Here is a 15,341-nt window from a genome sequence, read left to right as displayed (position 1 = left end):
CAGATTACACAGGGTTAGAGCGCGGGAGCCTGCTGGCCCCTCGCCGCATAGAAGTCATTTACAAAGGCCGACAATGTACCGCCTTCGATGGCCCCCCGCAATCCAGCCATCAGCCGCTGGTAATATCGCAGATTGTGGATGGTATTGAGCTGGGAGCCCAGCATTTCACCGCAGCGGTCCAGGTGATGCAGGTAGCTGCGTGAGAAGTGCTGGCAGGTATAACAGTCGCAGTCCGCCTCCAGCGGCGCCAGGTCATGGCGATGGCGGGCATTGCGGATCTTGATCACCCCCTCGGCGGTGAACAGGTGGCCGTTACGGGCGTTGCGGGTGGGCATCACGCAATCGAACATGTCCACGCCACGGCGCACCGCCTCGACGATATCCTCCGGCTTGCCCACGCCCATCAGATAACGGGGGCGATCCGCCGGCATGTGCGGGGTAATGCCGCCCAGGGTACGCAGCATTTCTTCCTGGGGTTCCCCGACGCTGAGCCCGCCCACCGCGTAGCCGTCAAAACCGATGTCGGTGAGCCCGGCCAGGGAGGCCTGGCGCAGGGTGTCGTACATACCGCCCTGGACAATGCCGAAACAGGCCGCGTCGTTACCCTCGTGGGCGGCCCTAGAACGCTGGGCCCAGCGCAGCGACAGCTCCATGGAATCCCGGGCCTGCCTCTCGGTGGCCGGGAACGGCGTGCATTCGTCAAAAATCATGCAGATATCGCTGCCCAGCGAACGCTGCACCTGCATGGCCTTTTCCGGGCTCAGCTCCACCCGGTCGCCGTTGATGGGGTTCTTGAACACCACCCCCTGCTCGGAAATCTTGCGCATTTCCCCCAGGCTGAAGACCTGAAAACCGCCGGAATCGGTGAGAATCGGCTTGTCCCACTGCATGAAACTGTGCAGCGAGCCATGGGCCTCGATTACCTCGGTGCCCGGACGCAGCATCAGATGGAAGGTATTGCCCAGACAGATCTCGGCGCCGGTGCCGGCCAGATCCCGGGGCAACATGGCCTTGACCGTACCGTAGGTACCCACCGGCATGAAAGCCGGCGTCTGCACGGTGCCGCGCGGGAAGGTAATCTGCCCCCGGCGAGCCGCGCCATCGGTGGCGTTGAGCTGGAATGTCATTCGGGACATGGGAAGGCCTTCTGGTCGGACGTCGGACGTCGGGCGTCGGACGCTTTAAAAACAATACCGATAATCCAAGCTTCACAATGACAATCAGACACGGCTTTCCCCCGCATCTGACGTCTGACATCCGACGTCAGGCTGCCTTTCAATAAACATCGCATCGCCGTAGCTGAAAAAGCGGTAACGGGCCTCGATGGCCGCCTGGTAGGCATGCATCACCCGCTCGCGACCGGCAAAGGCGCTGATCAGCATCAACAACGTGGACCGGGGCAGGTGAAAGTTGGTTACCAGGGCATCCACCAGGCGAAAACGGTAGCCGGGGAAGATGAAAATATCGGTCTCGCCCTGCCCGGCCTGTAACCGGCCGCTCTGGCTTGCTGCCTCCAGGGCCCGCAACGCGGTGGTGCCTACGGCCACCACCCGGCCTCCGCGGGCATGAGCCTGCGCCACCTGCTCGGCCAGGGCCTCGGGCACCTGATAGCGTTCGCTGTGCATCTGGTGGTCTTCCACCTTGTCCACCCGCACCGGCTGAAAAGTGCCGGCCCCCACATGCAGGGTAATAAACCCGGTATCGATGCCGGCATCGGTGAGCGCGGCCAGCATCTCGTCATCGAAATGCAGGCCGGCGGTGGGCGCCGCCACCGCACCGGGCTCGCGGGCATAGACCGTCTGGTAGCGCTCCAGATCGCCCTGCTCGTCCGGGCGGTCGATATAGGGCGGCAGGGGCACATGGCCAATGCGCTCCAGGGCATCCAGCAGGGTGCCACAACCGCTGAAGGTGAGGTGAAACAGGGCATCACGGCGACCACTGACCTGGGCGATGATCCCCTGGTCAAAATGCAGCCAGCTGCCCGGTTTGGGCGACTTGGAAGCACGCACATGGGCCAGGGCCTGGTGCTCATCCAGTATCCGCTCGATCAGCACCTCCACCTTGCCGCCACTTTCCTTCTGGCCATACAGGCGCGCCGGGATCACCCGGGTGTCGTTGAATACCAGCAGATCACCGGGGCGCAGGTGCGAGAGCAGATCCGGGAATTGCTGATGCAGCAACTGGTCGCGCTTCAGGGCCAGCAGGCGGGCATCGCGGCGCTGGGCGGGCGGGTGACGGGCAATCAGCCCATCCGGCAGATCAAAATCAAAATCGTCGACGTTCACGTACTGTACCGGCACGGAAATGAAGGAGGCCGCAAGGATACCCGCTTTGGCCCCCGGGAAAAACCGCCGCTTGCGGCTCAGCCCGCCTTTGGCGGGGTTTTCGGTAGCACCCGGGTGGCCGTCAGTGACAGGCGATCATGCAGACTCTGGTGGGGGGGCAACAGTACCAGCAGATAACCGATGCCAAACAGCGCCCAGGACAGGCCCGCAGCGGCAAACCGTACCAGTGTTTGCCAGGGTCGAACCGGCCCGCCACAGTAATCACAGACCTGCAGGCGCCAGGCGCGCATGCCCAGGGTCTGGCCACCGCGCAGCCAGAAGAGCGCGTAAAAGGCCCAGGTTTCCAGCAGCAGAAGCGGCAGCAAAATGCCGTGCAGGTATTCCTTGCTGGCGCGGGTAACACCGTTGATGGACTCCTGCGGCAGGCCGGTATGGGGATAAATCAGCACGAAGACACCGGCGGTCACGAACCACAGGGCCAGGATCAGCAAACCGTCATAGAGCAGCGCCATCAGGCGACGCGTCAGACCAGCGGGGGAAGAAGGGGTGGGCATTGATTCTCCGGCAGGGTTGAGCCCCCATCATAGCCCATAAAAAAGCCCGCTCAAGGCGGGCTTTTTTACTGTTTGGTACCAGAGGCCGGACTTGAACCGGCACGCCCGTGAAGGCAACGGATTTTGAATCCGTCGTGTCTACCAATTCCACCACTCTGGCAGTGGGCCGCGAGTATAGCAGCAGTTCAACGCAATGCCAGCCCTTCTCTCGGTTCATGGCCACGGCGGACCAGCAAGGCGGTGACATTATCGCGGCTGCCGCGCGCCAGGGCTTCACGCAGCAAAGCCCCCGGCTGATGGCGCTGGCTGATGGCCAGCAGCGCAGCCCGGTCCAGCTTGCCGTGCACGCCGTCGGTGGTCAGCAGAAAGCGCACGGCCGGCTCCAGCGCAAAGCGGCACTGTGCCACCTCCAGGGACTCGGCCGCCCCCACCGCCCGCCAGATCACATGGCCACGGGGGTGGTCCATGGCCTGCTGCTCGGTGAGTTCGCCGGCATCCACCAGTGCCTGCACCGGCGAGTGGTCGCGGCTGAGCATGTCGATATGATCGGCGTGCAGGCGGTACAGGCGAGCATCCCCGGCCCACAGGCAGGCTGCCTCCTCGCCCTGGATCAGCAACACCGCCACCGTGGCCCCCATGGTGCGCCCGGCCAGGTGCAGGGCGGCATGGTGGCGGATGGCGTAATTGACCGTCTGCAGGGCGCGCTCCACCGCCAGCACCCGGTGGCCCAGGGCGCCCCCCAGCATCACGCCACAGAGGGCATCGCGGATCATGTCGGCGGCCAGGGCGCCGGCGTCATGGCCGCCCATGCCATCAATCACCGCCCAGAGGCCGTCCTGGTCGCGGCAGACGAAGCTATCTTCATTGCGCACGCGCCGCCCGGCATGGCTTCGTCCCTGTCCATGCCAGCCACTCATCAGCGCACCCGCTGCAGTAACCAGATACCGAGAATGAAACACAGAATGGGAGGCACGGCGGCGGCCGCCAGCGGGTCGGTGTGGAACACCAGTGACAGGTGGCCGAAAAACTGCTGGCCGTAGTGGAACACCAGGCCGGCGACGATACCCGCGGTCAACCGCAGGCCCATGGTCACTTCACGCAGCGGCCCAAACACAAAGGAAATGGCAATCAGCACCATGCCAATGGTGGCCAGGGGCATGAACAGTTTCTGCCAGAAACTGAGCATGTAGTCGGCGATTTCCAGCCCCTGGCGTTTCAGATAGCGGGTGTATTCAAGCAGCTTGCTCATGGCCAGATAATCCGGCTTGAGTACCACGATACTGAGCAGCTGCGGGGTCAGCTTGGTGACCCACTTGCCGGTATCGTGATGATAGGTGGATACGTGATCCTCGCGGAGGCGGGTGCCCTGCACCCCTTCCAGGGACCAGTAATCACCCTGGTAGATCGCCCGATTGACGAACTGGGTTTCGGTGAGCTTCTGATCCTGATCAAAGTGGTAGCGGGTCAAACCGTAAAGCACGCCATTGGGCTGCACCGCGTTGATATGAATGAACTCGTCCCCTTCGCGGTGCCAGTAACCGTATTTGGAGCGCAACGCCTCGCCGCCGCCTTCCGCCAGCGAACGATTACTCTGCGCTACCTGTTCACTGTAAGGTACCAGGTACTCACCTATCGGGAACGACAGGATCATCAGCAACAGCACCGGGCGCAACACCATCCAGCTGATGCGCAGGGTGGAAACCCCGGAGGCGCGGATCACCGACAGCTCGCCGCTGTTGGCCAGCAGCCCCAGGCCGATCAGGGTGCCCAGCAATATCGCCATGGGCATGTATTCGTGAATGCGCCGGGGCGTGGTGGTGAGGATGAACTGCAGTGCCTGCCAGGCCTGATAGTCACCACGCAGAAATTCCAGCTCGTAGACAAAGCCGAACAGACAATCCAGACCGACGATCACCAGCAAAATGATCAGCGTGGGCATGATCACCGCTCGCCAGAAGTACTTCTTGAGCAAACGCATCAGCGGGCCCTCCGTCGCCAGAGCGCCGGGCCAAAGTACAGCATCGACACCGCCAGCATGGCTACCAGATGGATCCAGGCCATGTTCAGGTACCAGGGCACCGCGCCGGGTTTGCTGTCACTGATCCAGCTGCGGCAGACCAGCAGCATGCCCACATAAAGCATGTAGCCCAGTACCGCCGGAATGAGCCGGTAAAAACGCCCCTGGCGAGGGTTGACGCGGGCCAGCGGGATCGCCGCAATGCCCATGATCGGCACGGTCAGAATCAGCGACAAACGCCATTCCAGCTCGGCCAGCGCCTCATTGTTGCTGTGCCGCTCGGAGATAAGCTCCCTGGTGGAGCGCCCGCGCACCTTGGGCGGGCGGCTGTCGGACTTGTCGCCACCGATACGCACCTTGGCATCCTTGAAACCCACTTCCTTGTAATCGTTGGTGCCCGGCTTGCCCTGGTACTGGAAACCATCCTTGAGCAACAGATAGCTGATGCCATCCTCGGTGATGATCTTGCCGCTCTTGGCCCACACCGTCAGTAACCGGTCGGCCTCCCCCTTGTCCTGGTGAAAACTGGCATCGGCCACGAAGACATTTTCCAGCACGCCCTTTTCCCGATTCAGGTGCTCGGCGTAGGTGGCCCGCTGGGAATCGCCCGAGCCCTTGACCTGAAAGCGGCCCGGCGTCAGCAGTTCCAGTACCGAGCGATCCTTCTGTTCCTCGAAGATACGGTTGACCTCCGCATCACCACGGGGCGTGACATAGAGCGTAAACGCCGCGATCAGGGTGGTACACATGAGCAGCGGCACCACCAGCGAGCGCACCACGCGGCCGTCCCCCTGGCCACCGGCGCGTAGCACCACCATTTCGTTATCCATGTGCATGCGCCCCAGCGCCAGCAGCAGGGCGATATAGAGGCTCAGGGGCACGATCATCTGCAGAAATTCAGGCAACCGGAAGGCCATCACCAGAAACAGCACATCCGCAGCAATTTCGCCGGCGGCCGCTTCGGCCAGGTATTTGATGAACCGGCCACTGACCAGCACCATCACCAGAATAAAGGTGACCATGACTGTGGTCATGAAGACTTGCCGGTTGATATAGCGATGAAGAATCAAGGGCTTTTCCACCAAGCTGTATAGGGCAGGACGACCCCGGCCGATAACGGCATCCCTGTGGATGCGGCCGGAGGCGGATCAAAAACGCCGTGTCTGTGGACAGCGACAAACCCCGCCAGTGCCCGCATTGTAACTGAGTGCCCGGCCAAGGTGATAATTGTGGCGGGCATTATGCACACTCATTGCGTTTATGCTGCTCACACCCCACTATTTCTGCATGCTGCCATTCAACCGGGCGAGACCCTTTTTCCAGGGTCTGGCCCGCTAGCCTTATGGAGAACTCATGGATTACGCCGCAAGCCACAAAGCCCTGGACAAGATCAAAGCCGACGCCCTGGTGCTGGTAGTCGCAAGCAATGCCGACCTGCCTGCCAGCCTGCCCCAGGCCACCCGCGACCAGCTGGCCGCCTTTATCAAGGCCGGCGACTTTTCCGGCAAAAAGGGTCAGCAGGTCTGGCTACATCAGCCCGACGGCGTGGATGGCAAACGGCTGCTGCTGGTGGGCAGCGGCGACAAGGCTCTGGACAACCGGGGCTGGCTACAGTTGCTGGGCAAGACCATCAAGACGCTGACCCAGAGCCCGGTCAAGCAGGCAGTCTGGTTGCTGGATGACCAGCTGGACGCCTCCCTGGAGTGGCAGGTGCGCGAAGGCACTCGCGTGGCCGAGGAAAATACCTACCGGTTTGACGAATACCGCAGCAAGCCGGCCCCGGCCGCGAAACTGACTAAACTGACCTTCTGGCATGACCAGCGCAACCCGGCCCTGAGCCAGGCCATCAAGACCGGTAAGGCCATCGGCGCCGGCGTTAACCTGGCCCGCGACCTGGGCAACCGTCCACCCAACGATTGCTACCCGGCCTACCTGACGGGTCTGGCTCGGGACCTGGGCAAGGAATACGACAAGCTCACCGTCAAGGTGGTGACCGAGGCGCAGGCGGAGAAAATGGGCATGGGCGCGTTCTGTGCAGTGGCCCGTGGCTCCGAGAAGGACGGCCAGCTGATCATCATGGAATACAAGGGCGCCAAACCGGGCAAACAGGGGCCGGTGGCTCTGGTCGGCAAGGGTATCACCTTCGATACCGGTGGCATTTCCCTCAAGCCCGGCGCCAGCATGGATGAGATGAAATACGACATGGGCGGTGCCGCCAGCGTGTTCGGCAGCGTCAAAACCGTCTGCGAACTGGATCTGCCTCTCCACATGGTGGCGGTGGTCGCGGCGGCGGAAAACATGCCCGATGGTAGCGCGGCCCGCCCCGGCGACATCGTCAAGACACTGTCCGGACAGACCGTGGAGATCCTCAATACCGACGCCGAGGGGCGACTGGTGCTGTGCGATGCACTTACCTACGTGCAGCAAAAGCACAAGCCACATACGGTGATTGATATCGCTACCCTCACCGGCGCCTGTGTGGTGGCCCTGGGCGCCCATGCCCAGGCGGTCTACGCCAACGATGACGACCTCAGCCAGGCATTGCTGGCCGCCGGTCAGGAAACCGGTGACCGGGGCTGGCCGATGCCCCTGTGGGACGATTACCAGAGTCAGTTGGACAGTCCCTTCGCGGACATGCAGAACATCGGCGGGCCCAAGGCCGGCTCCATCACCGCGGCCTGCTTCCTGCACCGCTTTGCCCGTGACGTGAAATGGGCGCACCTGGATATCGCCGGTACCGCCTGGATCAGCGGCGGCATGAGCAAGGGCGCCACCGGCCGACCGGTACCCATGCTGACCCGCTATCTGATGAACCTGGCGGGCAAATGACCGAGGTCACCTTCTACCTGAGCAGCAAGGCCGGGGATGGCGTGCGTCAGGCCCTGGCCTGGCGCATCGCCGACAAGGCCCTGCGCCAGCAACGGCAGGTTTACATCCACTGCCGGGATGAGAACCACGCCCGGGAGCTGGACAACCATTTCTGGCACACTCCCAAGAGCGGGTTCCTGCCCCATGCCGTATGCGGGGATGCCCATGCCCCGGTCATGCTGGGCCATGGCGGGGACCCGGGGGAACACCATGACGTACTGATCAACCTGACCGACCAGGTACCGGACTTTGCCTCGCGTTTCCAGCGTGTCGCAGAAATGATCAGTGGTGCCGACAATGAACGACAAAAAGGGCGGGAACGGTTCCGTTTCTACCGGGAACGGGGTTTCCCTGTGACCACCCACGAGCTGGGCTGACCCCATGAACCAGAATAAAGACCAGGAAAAACAGGCACTTCTGGACGAACTCAATGACATCCAGTCGCTGCTGGACGAGGAAACCCGGGGAGGCGCCACAACGCCCCGGGCCACCACGCATCCCGAGCGAGCCGAACAGATTCGCCGACTGGCCTCCGAGCGGGCCAACCCCTTCCTGGGCTCACCCGCCGCGCCGGCACCGGCCAGCGCCGCAACACCGGCGGCCGGCCAACCCCGGGCGGCGACCCCCACCGCTTCACCGGGTTTGTCCGAGCAGGAGCTTGACCGCATGGTCGATGCACTGGTGGATCAGGCGCTGCCCAAACTGGAACAACAACTGCGCGCCCGCCTCAAGGCACGCCTGCGCCAGCGCTGACCGGCGCCGATTGCGCTTTACCGCCTGCTGACCCGCGACGAACCGGCCCCGCTTCGCTATAATTCGCCCTCATTTTTTGCTGGTTTCAGAAGCGGTGAGCATGGACAAGACCTACCAACCCGATCGCATTGAGCAATCCTGGTACGAAAACTGGGAAAAGGCCGGTTATTTCAAGCCCTCCGGCCAGGGGGATTCCTTCTGCATCATGATCCCGCCGCCCAATGTGACCGGCAGCCTGCATATGGGCCACGCCTTCCAGGACACCATCATGGATACCCTGGTGCGCTATCGCCGCATGCAGGGTCGCAACACCCTCTGGCAGGTGGGCACCGACCACGCCGGTATCGCCACCCAGATGGTGGTGGAGCGCAAGCTGGCCGGGGAAGGCACCAACCGCCACGAACTGGGCCGCGAGAAATTCCTGGAGAAGGTCTGGGAATGGAAGGGCGAATCCGGGGGCACCATTACCCGCCAGCTGCGCCGCATGGGCGCCAGCGTGGACTGGACCCGCGAGCGTTTCACCATGGATGAGGGCCTGTCCAACGCGGTGCGTGAAGTGTTCGTGCGCCTGCACAAGGAAGGCCTGATCTACCGCGGCAAGCGGCTGGTCAACTGGGACCCGAAGCTGCATACCGCCATCTCCGATCTGGAAGTGGAAAACGTGGAAGAACAGGGCCACATGTGGCACTTCCGCTACCCGCTGTCCGATGGCTCCGGCCACCTGGTGGTGGCCACCACCCGCCCGGAAACCATGCTGGGCGACACCGCCGTGGCGGTGCATCCGGAAGATCCGCGCTACAAGGACATGATCGGCAAGACCATTCGCCTGCCGCTGGCTGACCGCGAAATCCCCATCATCGCCGACGATTACGTGGACCCGGATTTCGGCTCCGGCTGTGTGAAGATCACCCCGGCCCATGATTTCAACGATTACGAAGTGGGCAAGCGTCACGACCTGCCGATGATCAACATCCTGACCATCGATGCCGCTCTCAACGATGAAGTACCGCAAGCCTACCGCGGCCTGGATCGCGTTGATGCCCGCAAGAAAGTGGTCGATGACCTGGATGCCCTGGGCCTGCTGGAAAAAGTCGCCGACCATACCCTGCAAGTACCGCGCGGTGACCGCTCCGGCGTGGTCATCGAACCCTACCTCACCGACCAGTGGTTCGTGGCCGTGGAAGAGCTGGCCAAGCCCGCCATTGCTGCCGTGGAAAACGGCGACATTCAGTTCGTGCCGAAGAACTATGAAAACATGTACTTCGCCTGGATGCGTGACCTGCAGGACTGGTGCATCTCCCGCCAGCTGTGGTGGGGTCACCGTATTCCGGCCTGGTACGACGCCGACGGCAATGTCTATGTGGGCCGCACGGAAGAAGAGGTGCGCGCCGATAACAAGCTGGGCGACATCCCCCTGAGCCAGGACGATGACGTACTGGATACCTGGTTCAGCTCCGCCCTGTGGACCTTCTCCACCCTGGGCTGGCCGGACGACGAAGAGACCCTGCGCACCTTCCACCCCACCGACGTGCTGGTCACCGGCTTCGACATCATCTTTTTCTGGGTGGCACGGATGATCATGATGACCCTGAAGTTCACCGGTGAGGTGCCCTTCAAGAAGGTCTACGTACATGGTCTGGTGCGTGACAACGATGGCCAGAAGATGTCCAAGTCCAAGGGCAACGTGCTCGACCCCCTGGACATGATCGACGGCATCCAGCTCGAGGAGCTGGTAGACAAACGCACCAAGGGCCTGATGCAGCCGCAGAAGGAAAAACAGATCGCCAAGCGCACGCGCAAGGATTTCCCTGATGGCATCAATGCCTACGGCACCGATGCGCTGCGTTTCACCTTCCTGTCCCTGGCCTCCACCGGGCGCGACATCAAGTGGGACATGGGCCGCATCGAGGGCTACCGCAACTTCTGCAACAAGATCTGGAACGCCGCCCGCTACGTGATGATGAACACCGAAGGCGAGGATTGCGGTATCCATGCAGAAAGTGGCGACGTGGAATTGTCCATCGCCGATCGCTGGATCATTTCTGCTCTGCAACGGGCGGAGCAGGAGGTCAGCGACGCCCTGGACAGTTTCCGTTTCGACGTGGCCAGCCATGCCGCCTATGAATTCATCTGGAACGAGTACTGCGACTGGTACCTGGAGCTATCCAAGCCGGTGCTTTACAGCGACGACTACTCCGATGCGCAAAAGCGCGGCACGCGCCGCACGCTGGTGACCGTTCTGGAAGCCATCCTGCGCCTGGCGCATCCGTTCATGCCGTTTATTTCCGAAGAAATCTGGCAGCGCATTGCGCCGCTGGCCGGCAAAGCACCGGCCGCCGGCGATCAGCCCGACACCATCATGCTACAGCCCTTCCCCGCCGCCGAGCCGGGCAAACTGGATGAGCAGGCCGAAACCGGCATCGAATGGATCAAGGCCGTGATCACCGCCGTGCGCAACATTCGCGGCGAGATGGGGATTCCCCTGGGCAAGGCGCTGCCGCTGTACCTGCATAACGGCAAGGACAGCGACAAGGCCCTGCTGGACGCCAACCGGATGTTCCTGAGCAAGCTGGCCAAGCTGGAATCGATCACCTGGCTGAGCGCGGAAGATTCCGCGCCGGCGTCAGCCACCGCCCTGGTAGGCGACATGGAGATCCTGGTCCCCATGGCCGGCCTGATCGACAAGGACGCGGAAATCGAGCGCCTGTCCCGGGAAATCGACAAGCTGCGCAAGGAAGTGGGCCGCGCCGAAGGCAAGCTCAAGAACCCCAGCTTTGTGGATAAGGCCCCGGCCGCAGTGGTAGAAAAGGAAAAGGCCAAGCTGGATGACTACCGCTCCCAGCTGGCCCGCCTCGACGAGCAGCTGGAGAAGATCAAATACCTGTGAACCCGACGGACCCGCGCCGCGCCCGCATCCTCATCAGCGCCCAGGAAGTCTTCGCCACCGAAGGCTTCCGCAGCGCCGAGGTGAAGACCATTGCCGAGCGGGCCGGCGTCGGCAAGGCCACTATCTACAAGTTCTTCGCCAGCAAGGATGCGCTGCTGCTGACCATTGTCGAGGAGAACCTCAATCAGATCCGCGATCTGATTCTGGCCGCCCTGCTTAGCGATGTCGCGCCCCTGCAACGGCTGGAAACGCTGTGTCGCCATGTGGCCCGGTTCCTGGAAAACAACCAGGATTTTTCACGGGTCCTGATCCAGGAAGCCGGTGACTTCATGGGCGATATCCAGCGCCAGTATCTGGCATTGATGGAACAGAACCTGCCGGTGGCGGATGCCTTTTTCAGCGAATTGCGCAAAGACGGCTACTTTGTCGCCCTGCCAACCCGCGATACCATCCTGATGATGATCAATCTGGTGGTGGGGACCACCTACACCTGGGCCCTCACCGGTGAAGGCAGTCTGGAACAGCAAGCCTCGGATTACATGCAGGTACTGATTCGGGGGTTGCGACAGGAGGCATAAATGAAAGCGCTCCTCTTCGCCCTGTTACTGGGCCTGTGCCCCCTTGCCCAGGCCTCCCCGCTCAGCGAGGCAATCCATGCCGAGAGTCGCCCAGGCGCGGACAAGGCCCGCGACATCTATCGTCACCCGCAACAGACCCTGACGTTTTTCGATGTGCAGCCAGACATGACGGTGGTGGAAGTCTGGCCCGGCGCCAGTGGCTGGTACACCGCCATCCTGGCGCCCCTGCTGCGTCAGCAGGGCACCCTGTATGCCGCCCAGTTTCCCGCGGACAGCGATATTCCTTTTTACCGCCGCTCTCTCAAACAGTTCAGGGAGAAACTGCAGGCCCGGCCCGCGCTGTACGACCAGGTCCGTATCAGCGCCCTCTACCCGCCGGCCCACACCCGGATTGCGCCCGCCGGTAGTGCCGACCGGGTACTGACGTTTCGCAACGTGCACAACTGGGCCAAGGCCGGTAACACGGACGCCGTGTTTGCCAGCTTCTACCGGGCGCTCAAACCCGGAGGCATACTGGGCGTGGTGGAGCATCGCGCACCGCCGGGACGCTCGCTGCAATGGCAGATCGATAATGGCTATATGACCGAAGCTTATGTGATCGACGCCGCCCGGCGGGCCGGCTTTGAGCTGCTGGCCAAAAGTGACATCAATGCCAACCCCAAAGACGACACCGACCACCCGGCCGGCGTCTGGACATTACCACCCACATTGCGCTTGAAGGACCAAAACCGCGATCACTATCTGGCCATCGGCGAGAGCGATCGCATGACACTGAAGTTCATCAAGCCGGACTAACGCTCTCCAGCATGCCCGGGGACGGCTCGCCCAGTACCAGGGATTCGGCAATGCCCACCAGGGTGCGCTGGCACTGGTCCAGCCGCTCCTGGGAAAAGCCGCCGTCTTCGAAGATGTAGAGCGAATAGTTTTCCAGAATCCAGAGCACCGTACGGAACACCAGGGGATCAAAGTTGCGGTTGGTAATACGGTTGATTTCAGTGGTCAGTACCTCCGCGGCAATCCCCTGGGCCCGCTCACGGTGCGGGGCCAGGGCCGACGACGACGAGCGGGCCTCTTCCATCATCAGCTTGATGATCGGCCCCATGCTGACGTGGTAGTCGAAATAGACCTTGGAGGTATTGCGGATAATGTCCCGGGCTGACGCGGCCTGCTTCATCTCCTTGTGGAAATGCAGCAGCATATTGTCGATAAAAATACGGTAAATGCTTTCCAGCACATCCATCTTGTTGCGGAAATACTTGTAGAACGTGCGCCGTGATACATCGGAAGCATCCAACAGATGCTGCACCGTGGTTCGTTGCAAACCACGCTGGGCAAAAACCTGCATGGAGTGAATCAGGATTTCGGCCCGCGCCTGGGAGCGCTGCCCGCCTTCTTCCCGGGCATGGACTTCCAGAACCTGGTTGACCACCTGGCGAATGGCATCGATGTCGCTGCTTCCGGTCTGCACTTTACATTTACCCCTATCAATGTATACCTTGGCCTAGCTTAATCAAGCCCGCGCCCAGAGTAAACACCGAGTTTATCCCACCAGCAACCCTTGCGATTGACCGCTTCTACCAGTACGCAGGCGCTTCCAGACCTTTTCATGGAAATGGTAGGCCACCGTATTGATACAGGGCTCCACCAACGCCGTCGCACCACCGATACGCCAGTCTCCGGTCATCGCCCATACCACCAGAAAGGCAACGCTGATATGCATGGCACCGAAACTCAAGGTCTTGATCATGGCAACCTCCTTATCTTTGCAAACGATAATCTTTCTCGTTTACAAAGATAAGGGGCAGCTTCTCTATGTGAACGAAAGCCTGCGCCTATGCGTAAATCAATTGTTGTAAACACCGGCACCCTGCCATACCGGCGCCCACCAAGAATGGGTAAAGTGCTGACAGAACAAACAAGGAGAGCAGCATGGGTGAAAAGCGTGCACTACTGATCCTTCACGGCAAGCAGGCCACCAACGAGGCAGTGCGTGATGCAGTCATGACTCTGCGTGATCGAGGCTGGGAGCTGGCCGTGCGTGTCACCTGGGAAGCGGGTGATGCCGAACGTTTCGTCAGCGAGGCTCTCGCCCTGGGTTTCCGCACCCTGATTGCCGGCGGCGGTGACGGCTCCGTGCGCAATCTCTGCCATGCCATGATGGAAAGCGGTAAAGACGACCTGGCACTGGCCATTCTTCCCCTGGGCACCGCCAATGACCTGGCCACCGCCGCCGGCATTGATAGCGATCCCTTACAGGCGCTCTCCCTTTTGGAACAACCCGCGACACCGGTTGACGTTATCCAGGTCAACGATAGCTACTTTCTCAATATGGCCACCGGCGGATTTGGCACCGAGGTCACCACGGAGACCTCCGAAGATCTGAAAAAAATGCTGGGTGGCGCCGCCTATCTGCTCACCGGGCTGACCCGGTTCACCGAAGTCCGCCCGGCCCGCGGCCACTTTTCCGGCCCGGATTTCGAGTGGGATGGCGAGTTTCTCGCCCTGGGCCTGGGCAATGGCCGCCAGGCAGGCGGCGGCCAGAAGTTGTGCCCGGACGCCCTGATCAACGATGGACTACTGGATGTGGCCATCCTGCCAGCGCAAATGGATCTGCTTGCCGGTGTGCGCGAGCTGTTTGACCGTGAAGCCCGTGAGGATCCGGAGCAGGAAGGCCTGTTCGTGCGGCAGCGATTAACCAGTCTAACCATTGAAACGCCGGATACCATGAACCTGAATCTGGACGGTGAACCGATTCAGGACACCCGCTTCCAGGTGCGCCTGCATGATGCCGCGCTCAAGCTGCATCTGCCCGCGGACAGCCCGTTAATTGCAGCCCCGTCATCCGCCGGGTAATTCATGGTCCCGGTAATGCGCATCGGTCCAGCAGCGTGGCAACGCTTCGCCGGAAGGAAAGCGTAACTGCCGCTTCTCGAAGATCTCGGCATCCTGGGCTTCCTCGCCGTAGTGATAACGGCCCATCATGCTGGCATGTCGTGGATTGATCAGTTCGGTCAGGTCCAGTACTTCGACCAGGTGGCCCGAGGTGGTATCACTAAGGAACATGGTGGCCTCCCGAAATGGGTAAGGGAGCTTACAGGGTGGCGCTGCTGGACCGGGTTGGCAAGGGGGGGCTGTGTTGATGAGATCCGGGGAGTGATGACTGACTTAGGCCGGGAGGCGGGAGCAGATCAGCGTATCCTCAACCCAAAAAAGCCCCCCCCTTTCGGGACAGCCTTTCTGTATTTAAGAGCCTGACGATGACCTACTTGTGTGACGAGCATGCTCGTCATCCCTTCGGGACGCCTTCGGCGCACCAAGCTGGCCCCTGCGAGGCATCGCTTGTCACTTGGCAGCGCGAGCGCTGCGAGGTAGGGAGAGAAGAACACCGTATCCACGTGC

16 protein-coding genes and 1 tRNA gene are annotated in these 15,341 nt (G+C 61.7%); 7 read left to right on the top strand and 10 right to left on the bottom strand.

Annotated elements, in window-relative coordinates; translation table 11 throughout:
* Positions 1–14: 14 nt before the first annotated feature.
* The 7 genes from tgt to lptF form a co-directional block, all read right to left on the bottom strand.
* On the bottom strand, positions 15–1,127 hold the full coding sequence (gene tgt / locus A11A3_RS09930; RefSeq protein WP_008929162.1) for a tRNA guanosine(34) transglycosylase Tgt: 1,113 nt from the start codon (positions 1,125–1,127) through the stop codon (positions 15–17).
* 93 nt (positions 1,128–1,220) lie between these two features.
* Positions 1,221–2,285: a tRNA preQ1(34) S-adenosylmethionine ribosyltransferase-isomerase QueA gene (queA, locus tag A11A3_RS09925; protein WP_008929161.1), complete on the bottom strand. Its 1,065-nt coding sequence runs from the start codon at positions 2,283–2,285 to the stop codon at positions 1,221–1,223.
* Between the two features lie 77 nt (positions 2,286–2,362).
* Positions 2,363–2,839 carry an RDD family protein gene (locus tag A11A3_RS09920; protein ID WP_008929160.1) on the bottom strand — a complete coding sequence of 159 codons (477 nt, stop codon included), beginning with the start codon at positions 2,837–2,839 and terminating at the stop codon, positions 2,363–2,365.
* Positions 2,840–2,912: 73 nt separating this feature from the next.
* Positions 2,913–2,999, bottom strand: a tRNA-Leu gene (locus A11A3_RS09915).
* Between the two features lie 25 nt (positions 3,000–3,024).
* Positions 3,025–3,756, bottom strand: coding sequence for a PP2C family protein-serine/threonine phosphatase (locus tag A11A3_RS09910; RefSeq protein ID WP_008929159.1), 732 nt, complete (start codon positions 3,754–3,756; stop codon positions 3,025–3,027).
* Positions 3,756–4,817, bottom strand: coding sequence for an LPS export ABC transporter permease LptG (lptG, locus tag A11A3_RS09905; protein ID WP_008929158.1), 1,062 nt, complete (start codon positions 4,815–4,817; stop codon positions 3,756–3,758). The genes A11A3_RS09910 and lptG overlap by 1 nt, the downstream gene beginning before the upstream one ends.
* Positions 4,817–5,926 (bottom strand): LPS export ABC transporter permease LptF, encoded by a 1,110-nt coding sequence (gene lptF / locus A11A3_RS09900; RefSeq protein ID WP_008929157.1) that lies wholly within the window; start codon positions 5,924–5,926, stop codon positions 4,817–4,819. Before lptF ends, lptG begins: the two co-directional genes overlap by 1 nt.
* Positions 5,927–6,209: 283 nt before the next feature.
* Here lptF and A11A3_RS09895 point away from each other — a divergent pair, with 283 nt between their 5' ends.
* From A11A3_RS09895 to A11A3_RS09870, 6 genes are all read left to right on the top strand, one after another.
* A complete protein-coding gene (locus A11A3_RS09895) occupies positions 6,210–7,685 on the top strand; it encodes a leucyl aminopeptidase (RefSeq protein WP_008929156.1) in 1,476 nt (491 codons plus the stop codon).
* Entirely contained in the window at positions 7,682–8,101 is a 420-nt protein-coding gene (locus A11A3_RS09890; protein ID WP_008929155.1) for a DNA polymerase III subunit chi, read from the top strand. Before A11A3_RS09895 ends, A11A3_RS09890 begins: the two co-directional genes overlap by 4 nt.
* A gap of 4 nt (positions 8,102–8,105) precedes the next feature.
* Entirely contained in the window at positions 8,106–8,477 is a 372-nt protein-coding gene (locus A11A3_RS09885; protein WP_008929154.1) for a hypothetical protein, read from the top strand.
* A 100-nt stretch (positions 8,478–8,577) separates the two neighbouring features.
* Positions 8,578–11,364: a valine--tRNA ligase gene (locus A11A3_RS09880; protein WP_008929153.1), complete on the top strand. Its 2,787-nt coding sequence runs from the start codon at positions 8,578–8,580 to the stop codon at positions 11,362–11,364.
* A complete protein-coding gene (locus A11A3_RS09875) occupies positions 11,361–11,942 on the top strand; it encodes a TetR/AcrR family transcriptional regulator (RefSeq protein ID WP_008929152.1) in 582 nt (193 codons plus the stop codon). The genes A11A3_RS09880 and A11A3_RS09875 overlap by 4 nt, the downstream gene beginning before the upstream one ends.
* The gene (locus A11A3_RS09870) at positions 11,943–12,737 is read left to right on the top strand and encodes a class I SAM-dependent methyltransferase (RefSeq protein ID WP_008929151.1); all 795 of its coding nucleotides are present in this window, start codon (positions 11,943–11,945) and stop codon (positions 12,735–12,737) included.
* Here A11A3_RS09870 and A11A3_RS09865 read toward each other — a convergent pair.
* Positions 12,724–13,410, bottom strand: coding sequence for a TetR/AcrR family transcriptional regulator (locus tag A11A3_RS09865; RefSeq protein ID WP_008929150.1), 687 nt, complete (start codon positions 13,408–13,410; stop codon positions 12,724–12,726). The two genes, A11A3_RS09870 and A11A3_RS09865, sit on opposite strands and share 14 nt — an antisense overlap.
* Positions 13,411–13,482: 72 nt before the next feature.
* On the bottom strand, positions 13,483–13,689 hold the full coding sequence (locus tag A11A3_RS09860) for a DUF2061 domain-containing protein (protein ID WP_008929149.1): 207 nt from the start codon (positions 13,687–13,689) through the stop codon (positions 13,483–13,485).
* Positions 13,690–13,871: 182 nt separating this feature from the next.
* Here A11A3_RS09860 and yegS point away from each other — a divergent pair, with 182 nt between their 5' ends.
* A complete protein-coding gene (yegS, locus tag A11A3_RS09855; RefSeq protein WP_008929148.1) occupies positions 13,872–14,795 on the top strand; it encodes a lipid kinase YegS in 924 nt (307 codons plus the stop codon).
* Here yegS and A11A3_RS09850 read toward each other — a convergent pair.
* Positions 14,781–15,005, bottom strand: a complete 225-nt coding sequence (locus tag A11A3_RS09850) for a hypothetical protein (protein ID WP_008929147.1) — start codon at positions 15,003–15,005, stop codon at positions 14,781–14,783. The genes yegS and A11A3_RS09850 overlap by 15 nt on opposite strands.
* Positions 15,006–15,341: the final 336 nt, after the last annotated feature.

It is taken from the genome of Alcanivorax hongdengensis A-11-3, from assembly GCF_000300995.1.
In the GTDB taxonomy this organism is placed as follows: domain Bacteria; phylum Pseudomonadota; class Gammaproteobacteria; order Pseudomonadales; family Alcanivoracaceae; genus Alcanivorax; species Alcanivorax hongdengensis.
Note: the sequence above shows the minus strand (reverse complement) of the source record. Positions and strands in the feature narration are given on the sequence as shown.